This window comes from Bradyrhizobium algeriense, from assembly GCF_003062295.1.
Taxonomy (GTDB): domain Bacteria; phylum Pseudomonadota; class Alphaproteobacteria; order Rhizobiales; family Xanthobacteraceae; genus Bradyrhizobium; species Bradyrhizobium algeriense.
Genome location: NZ_PYCN01000001.1, coordinates 1 through 15,000 on the forward strand (window position 1 = coordinate 1; position 15,000 = coordinate 15,000).

General features: G+C 62.9%; 16 protein-coding genes and 1 pseudogene (1 of these 17 only partly in view). 13 read left to right on the plus strand and 4 right to left on the minus strand.

Features of this window, described 5'->3' with window-relative positions:
- The 6 genes and pseudogenes from C7G61_RS00005 to C7G61_RS00030 all read left to right on the plus strand — a co-directional run.
- The coding region (locus C7G61_RS00005; RefSeq protein ID WP_145963526.1) for a transposase at positions 1-105 on the plus strand (105 nt) is incomplete at its 5' end.
- A gap of 72 nt (positions 106-177) precedes the next feature.
- Positions 178-468, plus strand: a pseudogene (locus tag C7G61_RS00010) (fumarylacetoacetate hydrolase family protein); the annotation flags it as partial.
- A 178-nt stretch (positions 469-646) separates the two neighbouring features.
- A complete protein-coding gene (locus C7G61_RS00015; protein ID WP_108512057.1) occupies positions 647-1,261 on the plus strand; it encodes a glutathione S-transferase family protein in 615 nt (204 codons plus the stop codon).
- 22 nt (positions 1,262-1,283) lie between these two features.
- Positions 1,284-2,462, plus strand: a complete 1,179-nt coding sequence (locus C7G61_RS00020; RefSeq protein ID WP_244608073.1) for a serine hydrolase domain-containing protein — start codon at positions 1,284-1,286, stop codon at positions 2,460-2,462.
- Positions 2,463-2,478: 16 nt separating this feature from the next.
- Entirely contained in the window at positions 2,479-3,348 is an 870-nt protein-coding gene (locus tag C7G61_RS00025) for an MBL fold metallo-hydrolase (RefSeq protein WP_108512058.1), read from the plus strand.
- Positions 3,345-4,148 (plus strand): enoyl-CoA hydratase/isomerase family protein, encoded by an 804-nt coding sequence (locus C7G61_RS00030; RefSeq protein WP_108512059.1) that lies wholly within the window; start codon positions 3,345-3,347, stop codon positions 4,146-4,148. Before C7G61_RS00025 ends, C7G61_RS00030 begins: the two co-directional genes overlap by 4 nt.
- A gap of 9 nt (positions 4,149-4,157) precedes the next feature.
- On the opposite strand, the gene C7G61_RS00035 is transcribed toward C7G61_RS00030, so the two are convergent.
- On the minus strand, positions 4,158-4,700 hold the full coding sequence (locus C7G61_RS00035; RefSeq protein WP_108512745.1) for a methylated-DNA--[protein]-cysteine S-methyltransferase: 543 nt from the start codon (positions 4,698-4,700) through the stop codon (positions 4,158-4,160).
- Positions 4,701-4,887: 187 nt separating this feature from the next.
- Between C7G61_RS00035 and C7G61_RS00040 the strand changes: the two genes are divergently transcribed.
- Together C7G61_RS00040 and C7G61_RS00045 are read left to right on the plus strand one after the other, a co-directional pair.
- Positions 4,888-5,712: an alpha/beta fold hydrolase gene (locus C7G61_RS00040; RefSeq protein ID WP_108512060.1), complete on the plus strand. Its 825-nt coding sequence runs from the start codon at positions 4,888-4,890 to the stop codon at positions 5,710-5,712.
- A 5-nt stretch (positions 5,713-5,717) separates the two neighbouring features.
- Entirely contained in the window at positions 5,718-6,542 is an 825-nt protein-coding gene (locus C7G61_RS00045) for an alpha/beta fold hydrolase (RefSeq protein WP_108512061.1), read from the plus strand.
- A gap of 14 nt (positions 6,543-6,556) precedes the next feature.
- Here the strand turns inward: C7G61_RS00045 and C7G61_RS00050 are convergent, their stop codons facing one another.
- Both C7G61_RS00050 and C7G61_RS00055 read right to left on the minus strand, forming a co-directional pair.
- Entirely contained in the window at positions 6,557-8,290 is a 1,734-nt protein-coding gene (locus tag C7G61_RS00050) for an adenylate/guanylate cyclase domain-containing protein (RefSeq protein WP_108512062.1), read from the minus strand.
- Between the two features lie 153 nt (positions 8,291-8,443).
- Positions 8,444-8,899 carry a carboxymuconolactone decarboxylase family protein gene (locus C7G61_RS00055; protein ID WP_108512746.1) on the minus strand — a complete coding sequence of 152 codons (456 nt, stop codon included), beginning with the start codon at positions 8,897-8,899 and terminating at the stop codon, positions 8,444-8,446.
- Positions 8,900-9,031: 132 nt separating this feature from the next.
- Between C7G61_RS00055 and C7G61_RS00060 the strand changes: the two genes are divergently transcribed.
- Positions 9,032-9,889, plus strand: coding sequence for a sigma-70 family RNA polymerase sigma factor (locus C7G61_RS00060; protein ID WP_190241596.1), 858 nt, complete (start codon positions 9,032-9,034; stop codon positions 9,887-9,889).
- A gap of 6 nt (positions 9,890-9,895) precedes the next feature.
- Here the strand turns inward: C7G61_RS00060 and C7G61_RS00065 are convergent, their stop codons facing one another.
- Entirely contained in the window at positions 9,896-10,705 is an 810-nt protein-coding gene (locus tag C7G61_RS00065) for a class I SAM-dependent methyltransferase (protein ID WP_108512064.1), read from the minus strand.
- Between the two features lie 138 nt (positions 10,706-10,843).
- Between C7G61_RS00065 and C7G61_RS00070 the strand changes: the two genes are divergently transcribed.
- The 4 genes from C7G61_RS00070 to C7G61_RS00085 all read left to right on the plus strand — a co-directional run.
- Entirely contained in the window at positions 10,844-11,518 is a 675-nt protein-coding gene (locus C7G61_RS00070) for a GntR family transcriptional regulator (protein ID WP_108512065.1), read from the plus strand.
- Between the two features lie 118 nt (positions 11,519-11,636).
- Positions 11,637-12,437, plus strand: a complete 801-nt coding sequence (locus C7G61_RS00075) for a phytanoyl-CoA dioxygenase family protein (protein WP_108512066.1) — start codon at positions 11,637-11,639, stop codon at positions 12,435-12,437.
- Between the two features lie 117 nt (positions 12,438-12,554).
- On the plus strand, positions 12,555-13,865 hold the full coding sequence (locus C7G61_RS00080) for an NAD(P)H-dependent oxidoreductase (RefSeq protein WP_190241597.1): 1,311 nt from the start codon (positions 12,555-12,557) through the stop codon (positions 13,863-13,865).
- Positions 13,866-14,289: 424 nt separating this feature from the next.
- Positions 14,290-15,000: the 5' portion of a TRAP transporter substrate-binding protein gene (locus C7G61_RS00085; RefSeq protein WP_108512067.1), read on the plus strand. 378 nt of this gene lie beyond the right edge of the window; only the first 711 of its 1,089 coding nucleotides appear in the window; its start codon is at positions 14,290-14,292; its stop codon lies off the right edge, out of view.

Consider the following 15,000-nt stretch of genomic DNA (forward strand, 5'->3'; position numbering starts at 1 on the left):
AGAGGCTTCCGCCAGTTCCTCCTGCGCAGCATCGACAAGGTCAAAGCCGAATGGGCCATGATCTGCATCGCCCACAACCTCGCAAAACTCGCCGCCGCACGCTGAGGAGAACCTGTCTCCCCAAAAAGCTTCAGAACCCGCCTCGCTTAATCCTAAGTCCATTATAGGGACAGGCTCCTAGTGACCAAGGACGAAATCCCTGACGTGCAGAAGCTCGGCATGTGGCTCGACGTCAACGGCCAGCGCCGCCAAACCGGGAACACCTCGACCATGATCTTCTCGATGGCGAAATGCATTTCCTATGTCTCGCAGTTCATGACGCTGTTGCCCGGCGACATCGTCACGACGGGCACCCCGCCCGGCGTCGGTCTCGGCATGAAGCCGCCGACCTTCCTCAACGTCGGCGACGTCGTAACCCTCGGCATCGAAGGCCTCGGCGAGCAGCGGCAGGAGATCATCGCGGCGTGAGTGCTGTGGCGTCGGACTCCGGCGCCATCCACGTCATTGCGAGCGAAGCGAAGCAATCCATGAGGCCGCAAAGCAAGAATGGATTGCTTCGTCGCTTCGCTCCCTTGCGCAAACGCTCCGCGTTTGTCGCAGGCAATGACGCCTGAAATCCCGTTTGAGTATCGTTTAGGGAATCCGCATGAACCTCACCTTCTCCCCCGCCTCGCCGTTCGCCCGAAAAGTGCGCATCGCCGCGATCGAGACCGGCCTGATCGACAAGATCGAGTTCACCCCCGCGACCGTCGCGCCGAGTCAACCGAACGAGGAATATTCCAAGATCACACCGCTCAAGAAGCTGCCGGTGCTGATCCTCGACAATGGCGACGTCATCCTCGATTCCTATGTCATCGTCGAATATCTCGACGAGCTCGCCGGCGGCGGGAAGTTGATCCCCACCTCGGGTCCTGAAAGATGGAAGGTCAAGAGCGACCACTCCCTGCTGCAGGGCATGCTCGATGCCATGCTGCTGTGCCGCTACGAAGGCATGGTGCGGCCGGAGCCGCTGCGGTGGAAGGCGTGGTCTGACGATCACTGGAACCGCGCGTGGACCGGCATGGCGCGCTTCGAGAACAAGTCCGAGGTGCTGTCGGGCCCGTTCAACATCGCACAGATCGGGCTTGTCTGCGTACTCGGCTATGCCGATTTCCGCTTCGCCGATTGCGGCTGGCGCAAGGCCTATCCGAAGCTGGACGCTTTCCATCAGAAAATGCTGGAGCGGCCGTCGGTAAAAATCTCGGTCCCGCCACCGGCGTAACAACAAAAACGGAGACGGCAGCATGCGCGAGGTTGGCAAAAAATTGCGGCGCCTCGGCTTCGCTGCCGTTTTCATGCTCGCGGCGTCGGCTACGCAAGCGCGGAGCCAAGGAAGTCCGGCTTGCGGTGTACCCGCCGCGCTTGGCGACGGCTGGACGATCGATTCTCCTGAAAGCGCCGGCCTCGATAGTGTACGGCTGTGCGCCATCGCGGCGCGGCTCAAGGAAACCGAAGCTAACGTTCACGCCGTGGTCATCGTTCGTCACGGCAAGCTCGTCTTCGAACAATACTTTGCAGGATATGACGAGCCCTGGGGCCAGGGCGGCGGACAGCACGATTTCGATGCGACGACCAAACACGACATGCGATCGGCCTCGAAGAGCGTGATCTCCCTGCTGGTCGGGATTGCGATCGACCGTAAGCTGATTGCCAGCGCCGATGAGCCTGTCGTTAAATTCTTTCCGGATTACTCCGCACAGAAGTCGCGGGGTTGGGACAACATCACCCTTCGCCACCTCCTGACCATGTCGTCGGGTATTCAATGGGACGAGAACCGCGGCTGGAAAGATCCAAAAAACGACGAACCGCACCTCGGCAACGAAGCTGATCCGATACGCTATGTCCTGTCGAAGCCTATCGCTGCACCGCCGGACACGGTGTGGACCTACAATGGCGGCGGAACGGACCTGCTCGGCAACATCATCGAGCGCGTATCGGGCAAATCGCTGGAGGCGTTCGCGCGCGATACGCTGTTCGCACCGCTCGGCATCTCCGACTGGGAGTGGATGAAGTACGCGAACGAAAAGATTGCCCCGGCCGTCGGCCTTCGTCTTCGCCCGCGCGACGCCGCAAAGATCGGCCAGCTCATGCTAAACAAGGGCGACTGGAACAGCAAGCAGATCGTCTCGGCCAAATGGATCGCGCAATCGGTCACGCCGCGTTTTCAGGCGATCGGCTATTTCAGCGGTCTTTTCTTTTATGGCCAGCAATGGTGGATGGGCCGCTCGATTGCACAGGAGAAGGAAGTGAAGTGGATTGCGGCGATGGGCTCGGGCGGTCAGCGCATTTTCATCGTGCCCGATCGCGACCTTGTGGTGATGACGACATCGGGCCTCTATTTTCGGCCATACCAGGGCGACGCGGCGCTCGACATGATGGCAAACTACATCCTTCCGTCCGTTCGCGACAACAACACGCGCTAATCAAGCGGGAAATAGCATGAGCCTGAAATTTACTGTCGGCGATCTCACCATCCATCGCATCATCGAACAGGAAACTACCTTCCTGCCGGCGCTGGAAATGCTGCCGGGCCTGACGCCGGAAGTGCTGGCGGAAAACCGGTCATGGATGCAAAAGGCCGGTGCGCTCGACGACAAGGACGTGTTGATCCTGTGCTTCCAGTCCTATGTCGTGAAGACCCCGCATCACACCATCCTGATCGATAGCTGCATCGGCAACGACAAGCCGCGGCCGCAGCGGCCGAAATGGAACATGAAGACCGACGACACCTATCTCCGCGGTCTGGCCGCAGCAGGCTTTTCCGTCGCCGATATCGACTATGTCATGTGCACGCATCTGCATGTCGACCATGTCGGCTGGAACACGCGGCTCGACAATGGCCGCTGGGTGCCGACATTTCCGAAGGCGCGCTACGTGTTCGACAAGACCGAGTTCGACTACTGGACCGAAACGCATGCGAAAACGCCCGTGCCGGCGTTTGGCGACAGCGTGCTTCCGGTCGTCGAGGCCAGGCAGGCCGAGATCGTCCGCAGCGATTACGCGATCGGCGACCACACCCGCATCCTGCCGACGCCGGGCCACACGCCCGGCCATGCCGCCTTCACCTTCGGCCGCGGCAAGGACGACGCCGTGTTCTCCGGCGATTTGATGCATTCGCCGTTGCAGACGCGTTATCCGGAATTGTCCGTGAAGTTCGACGTCGATCAGGCGCAAGCAGCAACGACGCGCCGCAATTTCATGGAGCGCTATTGCGACACCGATACGCTGTGCTGCACCGCGCATTTCCCCTCCCCGTCGGTCGGAAAGATCCGGCGCAAGGGCAATGGATTTTCCTGCGAGGCTATATGAGCGCGGACACGCCTACATTCGAGACGCTTTCGGTCGAGCCGATCGACGAGCATGTGGCGATTGTCCGGCTCAACCGGCCGGACGCGTCCAACGCACTCAACACCCAGATGGGGCGCGATCTCGTGCGCTATTTCGAGGATACGGCGCTCGATCCGAAGGGCCTGCGCTGCATCGTTCTCACTGGCACCGGCGACAAGGCGTTCTGCGCCGGCGGCGACCTCAAGGAGCGCCGCGGCATGACCGACGAAGCGTGGACGCGCCAGCACGTCATCTTCGAGCGGATGGTGCGGGCGCTGATCGACTGTCCGGTCCCGATCATCGGCGCCGTCAACGGCGCGGCCTATGGCGGCGGTTGCGAGATCGCAGGATGCTGCGACTTCCTCTACGCATCGGAGAATGCTCGCTTCGCGCTCACCGAAGTCACGCTCGGCATCATGCCCGGCGGCGGCGGCACGCAGACCCTGCCGCGAGCCGTCGGCGAGCGCCGCGCCAAGGAATTGATCCTGACCGGCAAGCCGTTTACCGCGGCCGAAGCCCACGCCTGGGGTCTTGTGAACGAAGTCTTTCCGCTATCCGAGCTGCTGCCGGCGGCGCTGGCGACCGCCTCACATATCGCCCGCAACGCCCCGATCTCCGTCCGCCAGGCAAAGCTGTCGATCCACCGGGGCCTGCAACTGTCCTTGCGGGACGGCCTCGCTTTGGAAATCGAGGCCTATAACCGTATGGTCCCAACCGAGGACCGCCGCGAGGGCGTGCTGGCCTTCAACGAGAAGCGAACGCCCAACTTCAAGGGACGGTAAGGCAACCGCTCAATCGAACAGGCTCGGCGTGTGGTTCACGACCGCGCCTTCGATCGTCAGCATCTTCAGCTTCGTCACCACCCCGCCATTGGCGGAGAAGCCGCCGGGCTTGTTGCCCGCCGCCAGCACGCGGTGGCACGGCACCACGATCGGACAGGGGTTGCGACCCAGCGCCTGGCCGACGTCGCGCGACAGCTCGACGCCGCCGAGTTGCTTGGCGATGTCGCCATAGGTCATGGTCTTGCCCGGCGGTATCGTGCGCGCGATGTCATAGACGCCGCGGTTGAATTCGGGAACGCCGTCGAGATCGAGCACGACATCGGCGAGGTCGTTCGGCTTGCCCTCGAGCAGCTCCACAATCCCGTCGATCGCGGCCTGCACCTTCGCGGGCGGCGGCGCCTCGATCAGGTCGTCATGGCGCTGCTGCAGGCGGGTGCGGGTCTTCTTTTCATCGCCCATCGGCAATTGCACCGACGTGATGCCGCGCTCGCCCCATACGATGCCGCAGCGGCCGATCGCGGTGTCGAATATCGTAAAATGGTGCCCGGTCATGGCTGGCTCCATATTCTCCTGCTCAATGCCACCCAGCTTCCTCTTGGGCCCAAATCTAGGCTTGGAGATTATTGCTATCCACCCGAAACCTGAGGGAACTTGACGGCATGAACAACTTCCGCTGATCTGGGGTTCTCGCCAGCGCCCTTCAACGGCCCTTGGTCCCACCCCACCCTCACGAGATCCCATGCAAACCATAAACGTCAACGGCTATGACATGGCCTATCTCGATATCGGCCAGGGCGCTGGCGACGGCCCGCCGCTGGTCTGCGTGCATGGTTCGCTGTGCGATTTCCGGATCTGGTCGTCGGTGCTCGGACCGCTGACGCGCAGGCACCGGGTGATCGCGCCGTCGTTACGGCATTTTTTCCCCGACCGTTGGGACGGCGTCGGCGAAACCTACTCGACCGCGCAACACGTCGACGACGTCATCGCCTTTATCGAGAAGCTGGATACCAGACCCGTCAACCTGATGGGCCATTCCCGCGGCGGGAACATCTGTTTTCGCGTCGCGCAGCGGCGGCCTGACCTGTTGCGCAAGCTGATCCTGGCCGAACCCGGCGGCGAGCTCGACGCGACGCTCGATCCTGCCTACAAGCCCGGCCCCTCGCCGCTGGCCGCTCAGATCGCGGCTTCCGCCGAGGCAATCGTCAAAGGCGACATCGACGGCGGCCTGCAGATCTTCCTGGATGCGCTGGAAGGGCCCGGTGCCTGGAGGCGCCTGCCGGCGACGCCGAAACAGCTTTTGCGCGACAACGCCACGACACTGGTCGGGCAAACCCGCGACCAGCGTCCGCTGCTCTCCAGGGCGGATGCAGAAGCGATCACGACACCGACGCTGTTCATCGGCGGCGCCAACACCAAGGGCGCGTTCCCGCGGGTGCTGCATGCGCTGGCGGCCAACGTAAAGGGGTCGCGCACCGAGATAATCCCGAACGCCACGCATCCGATGTTCGAACAGGCGCCGCAGAAATATTGCGAGATCGTTTTGACATATCTCGCGGAGAATTGATCGCCATGCAGAGCTTGAGCGTCAATGGCTATGACATTGCCTATCTCGATGTTGGCCGAGGTTCCGACAACAGCCCGCCACTGGTTCTCGTGCATGGCACACTCGGAGACTTCCGCACCTGGAACGCCGTGCTCGGGCCGTTGTCGAGGAAGCACCGTGTGATTGCGCTCAGCCTGCGGCGATTTTTCCCGGAGCATTGGGGCGGCGTCGGCAACGACTATCTGATGGCGCAGCACACAGCCGACGTCATCGGCTTCATCGAAAAGCTGAATGCCGGGCCGGTCGATCTGATCGGCCATTCCCGCGGCGGCCATATCGGATTCCGGGTGGCGCAGGTGCGGCCGGATCTGTTGCGCAAGGCCATTTTTGCCGAACCCGGCGGCGATCTCGAACCATCACTGCAACCGACAAGTCCACCGCCCGGCCCGGTGCCGCCGGGTCCGCGCGTTCCGGTCGCAGCCGAGATGGTGCGAAACGGCGACATCGACGGTGCGCTCGCCCTCTTCGTCGATGGGATCGACGGTGAAGGCGCGTGGGCGCGGTGGCCTGCGGCGTCACGACAGCAATTGCGCGACAACATCTATACGCTGCTCGGCCAGGTCGGCGAAAACCGCAAGCCGCTTCTGAAGAGCGAAGCGGAATCGATCAGGACGCCAACCTTGTTGATCGGCGGTGGCGACACCAAGGGCGCGTTGGCGGTGATCTGGCGCGTGCTGGCCGAACATATTCCGGGCGCAAAGACTGCGGTGATCCCGGGCACCCGTCACTGGATGTTCGAACAGGCGCCGCAGGAATTTTGCGACGTGGTGCTGGAGTTTCTCGCGGCGTAAACGCCTCGCCCCGTTTACTTCTGATCCAGCCGCCACGCGCCATCCCAATCGGCGGCGGGCGGATTAGCCTGAAAGTTCTCGACACGTTGCGCCATCGCTTTGGACGGTCCGTCGCCGGGGACAGCCTTGAGCGCCGCCTCGAAGGCCCGGCGCGCATCATCCCAGCGGCGCGCCCGATAGGCAGCGAGGCCCTCGGCGTACCGCGCCAGCAGTTCAAGTTGCTTCTCGGTCAACTCGCCCTTGCGCCCGATGATCTCGAACACCGCTTCGGGACGGGTCTGGCCCGCGACCACCAGCCGGTCGATTTCGCGGGCTTCGACCGCGTCGCCGGCCGAGAGGATCGCAGGCTCCGACGCCAGCGAGTGACTGCCGTAGAACTTGTTGGCGTTCTCCAGACGCGACGCCAGATTCACCGCATCACCCATCACCGTGTAGCTCATCATGAATTCCGAGCCGATGCTGCCGACCAGCACCTCGCCGGTTGCAATGCCGATGCGCACTTCGCAGTCGCTCGGCACGGTGCGCACGCCGAGCAGTTCGGGCAATTCGGTCCGCAACGCGGCGCCGCGATCGGCCATCTCGACGGCGGCAAGGCAGGCCAGCCGTGCCTGCTCGCTATGCTCGGTAAACGGAGGCCCCCAATAGGCCATGATCGCGTCGCCGATATACTTGTCGATGATGCCGCGATGGCTGCGGATCGGTCCCGACATCGTCGACAGATAATGGTTCATCACCTTGACGAGGCCCTGCGGTGTCGTGCCTTCGCTGAGGCTGGTAAAGCCCTTCATGTCGCAGAACAGCACCGTCATCACCCGCCGCTCGCCGTTGCTGGCAGCCAGCGATTGCGGGTCGATCAGGCCTTCGACGACGCGCGGGTCGACATAGCGGCCGAAGGTTTCGCGCAGGTGTTCCTTGTGGCGCAATTGCTCGACCATGTTGTTGAACGCCGTCGTGAGCTGGCCAATTTCGTCGCGCGTGGTGACATCGATAGAGGCATCGAGCCTGCCGGCTTCGACGGCGCGGGTGCCGTCCAGCAACCGCCGTACCGGCCGGGTGATGCCGATGCTGACGAAGAACGAAAACAGAAGCCCCACAACGGATGCCAGCACCGTCAGGATCACGGAGATGACGGTCGCCGTGTTCTGGTCCCGCATCGTTATCCTGGCGTCGGCACGGACCTGCGCCAGCATGTCCGTACGGATTTCCTCGATCCTTTGGTTGAACTCGTCGCGAAGCGTGTCGGACCGGACCATGGCGGCCCTCGCTTCCGAAATCTTTCCGGCTTCGAGCAGCGGCAATATACGCTTGTACTCCTCACCCAGATAGCGGCGGAGGTCGCTGGCGACTTGCTCGATCCGGTCATCTATCCGGCCGAGCTTTGCGTTGTCGGATTCAGTCGAGGGGTCATCGATGATCGCATTGATCAGGGCGCGCGCGGCTTCCGCTTCCCGATCGATTTCCAGCCCCTTGCCCTCGTAGTCCTTTTGTCGATCCGCAAAGCCGGCATCGTCGGGCGGCGATTGTGTCCTGGCGGCCACCATGCGGCGCAACGCAAGCGCCTGCTCCAGCGAACGGACATTCATCCGGGCCAGATGTCCATAAGCCTCGACATATTTGGTGCTGAGCTCGTCGAGCTGATGGGCAATCTTGCGCGTCATCACCGTCGACAACGCCGACGTGATCGCCATCAGAAAGATCAAACCGATGGCGATGCCGAGTATCCGCTTTCGGATGGTCGGCCGCAGCATGGTCGTTTGGTCTAAAAGGACGGGCATGATCGGGAAACGGGATGAAGCGACAAAAGCCAAAGCCCGGCCGATCTGGCCGGGCTTGTTGTTTAGCGCGCGCCGGTAAAATAAGCACGATCCCGCGCGCCAAAATTGAGCGGAATTTGGTCGTAGCTACCCCTTCCAGACGCCCGCCGGCTGACGCACCGCGATATTGAGCCTGTTCCAGACATTGATATTGGCGATCGCCAGAATCAGCGCCGCGAGCTCCGCCTCGTCGAAATGCTTGTCGGCCTCGCTCCAGACCTCATCCGGCACCGGATCGGGCCGGTCGCTGAGCCGGGTCAAGGCTTCCGTCAACGCCAGGGCCGCGCGCTCGCCTTCCGTGAAATAGGGGGTGTCGCGCCATGCTGCGACCGAGAACAGGCGCTCATCGGTCTCCCCGGCCCGTTTGGCGATCTTGGGGTGCATGTCGACGCAGGCGCTGCAGCCATTGATCTGGCTGGCGCGCAGATGCACCAGCTCGAGCAGCTTTTCCGGCAAGTCCTTCTTGGTCAGTTCGCCCAGCGCCTGCAGCGCCTTCATGGCATCGGGGACGACCATGACCGGGTGATTCATACGGGCGTGCATCATTTCTACTCTCCATGGGTTGTTCCGTTCTGACGCCGCTTACCGCCGATTTGCTGTCACATCGGCGCGCTTTCGTTCGTCATAGCCAAGACGGAACGCGACATGGGAATGTGACCGATGCAGGAAATAAATTTGGACGAGAAAAAGTTTCTGGCTGAACAATTCGAGGCCAACCGGGCCCGCCTGAGGGCGGTGGCCTACCGCATGCTGGGCTCGACCGGCGAGGTCGACGATGCCGTGCAGGAGACCTGGCTGCGGCTGAGCCGTTCCGACACCAGCGCGGTCGAAAACCTCGGCGGCTGGCTGACCACGGTTATCGCCCGCGTCTGCCTCGACATGCTGCGCTCGCGCAAATCGCGGCGCGAGGAACCGATGGGGCCGCATGTTCCGGAACCAGCCGCTGACGATGCGCATGGGCGCGATGCGGAAATGGCCGATTCCGTCGGCGCTGCGCTGCTGGTGGTGCTGGAAACCCTGGCGCCGGCCGAGCGGCTGGCCTTCGTGCTGCACGACATGTTTGCCGTGCCGTTCGAGGAGATTGCCCCGATCGTCGACCGCACGCCATCTGCTGCGAGGCAATTGGCGAGCCGCGCCCGCCGCCGGGTGCAGGGCACGCCGGCGCCGGACGCCGATTTCGGCCGGCAGAAAAACATCGTCGACGCCTTCCTAAAGGCCTCGCGCGAAGGCGACTTCGAAGGGCTGCTCGCGGTGCTGGATCCCGACGTGGTCGTGCGCGCCGATCAAGCGGCGCAGCGGTTCGGTTCGCTCGCCGAAATCCGCGGCGCTACCGCGGTTGCAGAGTTCTTCAAGGGCCGCGCGCAGGCCGCCAAACCGGCGCTCGTCGACGGCGCTCCGGCGCTCGCCGTTATCTTCGGCGGGCAATTGCGCATCGTGGTGCGGCTAACCATCCGCGGCGAGCGGATATCAGCGCTCGATGCTGTGGCGGACGCCGAACAGATCGGCGAGCTCAACGTCACCCTGCTCGCGTGAGTAGGGTCATTTCTTCGTCGCGGAAAACACGATCGCCTGAATCGGCATCCGGCCGGGATCGCCGAATTCGCGGCGAAATTCCTGCGTCAGCGCGTCGACGATGCGTTCCGGATCGACGCCGCCGCGCGCCCGCACCTGATCGATCAGCGGGTTACCATGGACCGCTGCGCGCGCGAAATTCGCGGTGTCGGGAAGCTCGCGCTCCTGTCTGATCACGGCGATGCCGATGTCGTCGAAGCCGGCCGCGATCAGATACTCCTTGATCGGATCGATCTGATGGCAGGAGAACGGCACGCTGTAGAACTGCGGCGGATCGGCAGGGAAGAAGCGCCCCGCCACCTCATGCGCGATGCGGCCAAACGAGTTATACCGATGGGAGTCCCAGACGCTGAGCACATAGCGTCCGCCCCGGGCGAGCACGCGATAGGCCTCGGCAAAGGATCTTGCCTTGTCGGGAAAGAACATCACGCCGAACTGACAGGCGATGGCGTCGAAGCTTTGATCGGCGAAGGGAAGCGCGATCGCATCTGCAGGCTGGAATTCGACCTGCTCGCCGGGCCGAAATTTGGCGCATGCAATATCGAGCATCGGCGGATTGAGATCGGTCGCGATCAGTCGCGTGTCATCAGGCAGTGCATCACGCAATTTCCGGGTGACGATCCCCGTGCCGGCGGCGGTTTCGAGCACCCGCGCCGGGCGGCTGGCGGCTACGCGCCTTGAGATATCGGCTGCATATTCGGTGAAGATGATCGGGCCGAGGCCCTCATCGTAATACTGCGGGATGTTGCCAATGAAGCCGGCTGCATCGCTGCTCATTGCGGACCTCCGATCGCCCCTTGGCGCAGCATAGTCCCAGGCACCCGCCGCAGCACGCCGATCCTAGAACCTTGACCGGGGTCGGATCTCCTCCTATTATTGAATTCGGAATTCCGTATTCGAAAATGGACAGCCGGCATGATCCCATTGGATCCGCTTCCCAACCTGATCGACCAGGTCTATGCCCGGATCCTCGAGGCGATCACCGATCGTTCGCTGCCCCCTGGACATCGCATCCGGCAGAACGAGCTTGCGGAAAAGCTCGGCGTCTCGCGCCAGCCGGTCTCACACGCGCTGCATTTGCTGCACCGGCAGGGGCTCGTCGCCGAAAGCGGCCGGCGCGGCTTTGAAGTCACCCGGCTCGACCCGGAGCGCATCCGCCAGCTCTACGAGGTGCGCGGTGCGATCGATGCGCTGGCGGCACGGCTGGCTGCTGAGCGGGCCAGGTCCGATATTTCAGGTCGCGCGCAGCTCGACGCCGCGCTGCAGGCCGGACGGACCATCGACCGAAATACACCACTCGCGCGGCTGATCGCACTCGATGTCGACTTTCACAGCGCGATCTATCGCCTCGCGGGCAATCCCGCGATCGAGGAAATGATCGCGCCGCAATGGCCGCATATGCGCCGCTCGATGGCGACCGTGCTCGCCGAACTCGATTACCGCGAAAGCGCCTGGGCCGAGCACGAGGCGATTGCAGCGCAGATCTTTGAGGGCAATGCGAAGGCCGCGGAAGCCGCGGCGCTGGCGCATGCGCAAACGGCGGGACGGATGACGGAGGAGAGACTGAGGGCGACGGATCGGGCGGCGTGATGGAAACGCCGTCGTTCCGGGGCACGCGAAGCGTGAACCCGGAACCTCGAGATTCCGGGTTCGGTGCTTCGCACCGCCCCGGAATGACAACAAAATAAAAACCAAAGGAGGAAACACCATGAAACTGACGCCGCAGCAGATCGAATTCTTCAACCGCGAAGGCTGGCTGTTCCTGCCCGAGCTGTTCAGCCCCGAGGAAGTGGCCTATCTCGCGCGCGAGGCCGAAGGCATCTACGACGCCAACCGCCCGGAGGTGTGGCGCGAGAAGAGCGGCGCGCCGCGCACCGCCTTTGCCGCGCATCTCTATAACGAGGCGTTCGGCGCGCTCGGCGCCCATCCCCGCATGATCGAGCCGATCGAGCAGCTCTTCGGCGAGAAGGTCTACATGCATCAGTTCAAGATCAACGCCAAAGCCGCCTTCACGGGCGACGTCTGGCAGTGGCACCAGGATTACGGCACCTGGAAGCGCGACGACGGCATGCCCGAACCGCGCGCGATGAACATCGCGATCTTCCTCGACGAGGTGATGCCGATCAACGGCCCCTTGATGCTGGTGCCGAAGAGCCAGCACGCCGGCGACCTCAAGGCCTCGCATGACCTGGAGACCACCTCCTATCCGCTGTGGACGCTCGACGAGGCGACCGTCACCCGGCTGGTGAAAGAAGGCGGCATCGTAGCCCCCACCGGCAAGGCCGGCGGCATGCTGATGTTCCACGGCAACCTGGTGCACGGATCAAGCGGCAACATCACGCCCTATCCGCGCAAGATCGTCTACCTGACGCTGAATGCGGTTTCAAACTACATCCGCACCCCGACGCGGCCGGAATATATCGCGCACCGCGATTTTACGCCGATCCAGACGGTGGAGGATGACGCGCTGCTGCGGCTTGCGCGTGCCCATCGCCAGGCGGCGGAGTAGTTTGAAGTCATTTTAGAACACTCGTCATGCCCGGGCTGAAGCGCGAAGCGCGTCTTCGCTATGCCCGGCCATGGCGGAACAATCATTGCTGCCGCGCTACCTGTTAGGATTCTTCTCATGAACCTTCATCGCCTCCTCAACGCCCGCCTTGCGGCCGGCAAGCCGGTTCGCGTCGCGCTGATCGGCGCCGGAAAATTCGGCTCGATGTTCCTGTCGCAGGTGCCGCATACGCCGGGACTCGAAGTGTCCGTCATCATCGACCTCGATCGCGATCGCGCCCGCGAAGCGTGCCGTACCGTCGGCTGGGACGAGGCGCGGATCGCACGAACGGCTTTCACCGATGACGGAGCGCGCGCGATTGCCGGCGGCGCAATGGACGTCGTGGTGGAAGCGACCGGTAACCCAGCCGTCGGCATCCGGCATGCCCGCGCGGCGATTGCGGCCGGCAAGCATGTCGTCATGGTCAATGTCGAGGCCGACGTGCTGGCCGGACCGCTGTTGGCCGAGGAAGCCCGCAAGGCCGGCGTGGTCTATTCGCTGGCCTATGGCGACCAGCCGGCGCTGACGGCGGAGATGGTGGACTGGGCGCGCGCGACCGGCTTTCGCGTCGTCGCCGCCGGCAAGGGCACCAAATATCTGCCGGCCTATCACGACGTGACGCCGGACGGTGTCTGGAGCCATTACGGGCTGACGGCCGGCGAAGCGCAATCGGCCGGCATGAATCCGCAGATGTTCAACTCGTTTCTGGACGGCACCAAATCCGCGATCGAAATGGCAGCGATCGCGAACGCGTGCGGGCTGGACGTGCCATCGGATGGCTTGCTGTTTCCGCCCTGCGGCGTCGACGATCTGCCGCATGTGATGCGGCCGCGTGACGCGGGCGGCGTGCTGGAGAAGGCCGGCCTTGCGGAGGTCGTGTCGTCTTTGGAGCGCGACGGCCGTCCTGTCTTCCGCGACCTGCGCTGGGGTGTCTATGTCGTGCTGGAAGCGCCGAACGATTATGCCGCCGATTGCTTCAGGCAGTATGGGCTGAAGACCGATGCCTCGGGTCGATATGCGGCGATGTACAAGCCGTATCATCTGATCGGCCTCGAACTGAATATTTCCATCCTGTCGGCGGCGCTGCGCAACGAGCCGACCGGACAGCCGCATGATTTTCGTGGCGACGTCGCAGCGGTCGCAAAGCGCGATCTGCGCGCCGGCGAAATGCTCGACGGCGAAGGCGGCTACACGGTGTGGGGCAAACTGATGCCGGCACGAAAAAGTCTCTCGGCCGGCGCGCTGCCGATCGGACTTGCCCATCGCGTCAAGCTGAAGAACGACATCGCCCATGGCGCGGTGGTGCGCTGGAGCGATGTCGATGTCGACGAAAACAGCGACACCATCAAGACGCGCCGGGCGATGGAAGCGGCGTTCTCCGCGCGGTGACGATCGCGCAACGCGTACCGGCGGCGGCTGGAAAGTCCACCACCTTGCTATGCGTGACGTTGAATGGCGTTGGTCGCCGAACGCACTCGCGCTGCGGAATTACTGCGATGCGGCATTTCCGATTAGCTTGCCGCGCATCGCTCCCGGTCTTGGCCTTTCGTTGGCTGAAGCAGCTCAAACGCTCGATATTTAGGCAGTCCTTCGCAACTGCGGCGGAACCAGAACCCTTGATTATCAATCACTAGTTCGTCATCCTGCCCGCAGGTCCATAAAGCCGGGAAATTGATTGCATTCGAAAAACCAAGAGCCTTGGTTTCAGGGCCCACATTCCTAAACAACAGTCCAGCACCGGCCATCGGTAAGAAGACGACACCAGATCGTTGTCCCTTGGTTCGGTATCGGCAAAAACATAGAGGGAGAGCAAATGAAGCGTCGTGATTTCTTGAAGGTGGGCGGCGTCGGTCTTGCCGCGAGTGCGGTGGCCGCGCCTGCGATTGCGCAATCGAATCCTGAAATAAAGTGGCGGCTTGCGGCAAGCTGGCCGAAGTCCCTCGATACACTTTACGGCGGTTGCGAATACTTCACCAAGCGCGTCGCCGACATCACTGATAACAAATTCCAGATTCAGCCGTTCGCCGCAGGCGAAATCGTGCCGGCGTTGCAGGTGCTCGACGCGGTCTCGAACGGCACCGTGGAGATGGGCAACACCGCGCTCTATTACTATTGGGGCAAGAACCCGGCCTTCACCTTCGGCACCTCGTTGCCGTTCGGCCTCAACACGCGGGCGCATATCTCCTGGCTGCGGTTCGGCGGCGGCATGGATATGCTCAACGACCTTCTGAAAGAATATAAGTGCGTGGGCGTTCCGACTGGCAGCACAGGCGCGCAGATGGGCGGCTGGTTCCGGAAGGAAATCAAGTCCGTTGAGGATCTCAAGGGCCTGAAATTCCGCGTCGGCGGCTTTGCCGGCACCATCATCGCCAAGGTCGGCGGCGTACCGCAGCAGATCGCAGCCGGCGACATCTATCCGGCGCTCGAAAAGGGCACCATCGATGCAGCCGAGTGGGTTGGCCCCTACGACGACGAGAAGCTCGGCTTCGTGAAGGTCGCGAAGTATTACTACTATCCGGGCTGG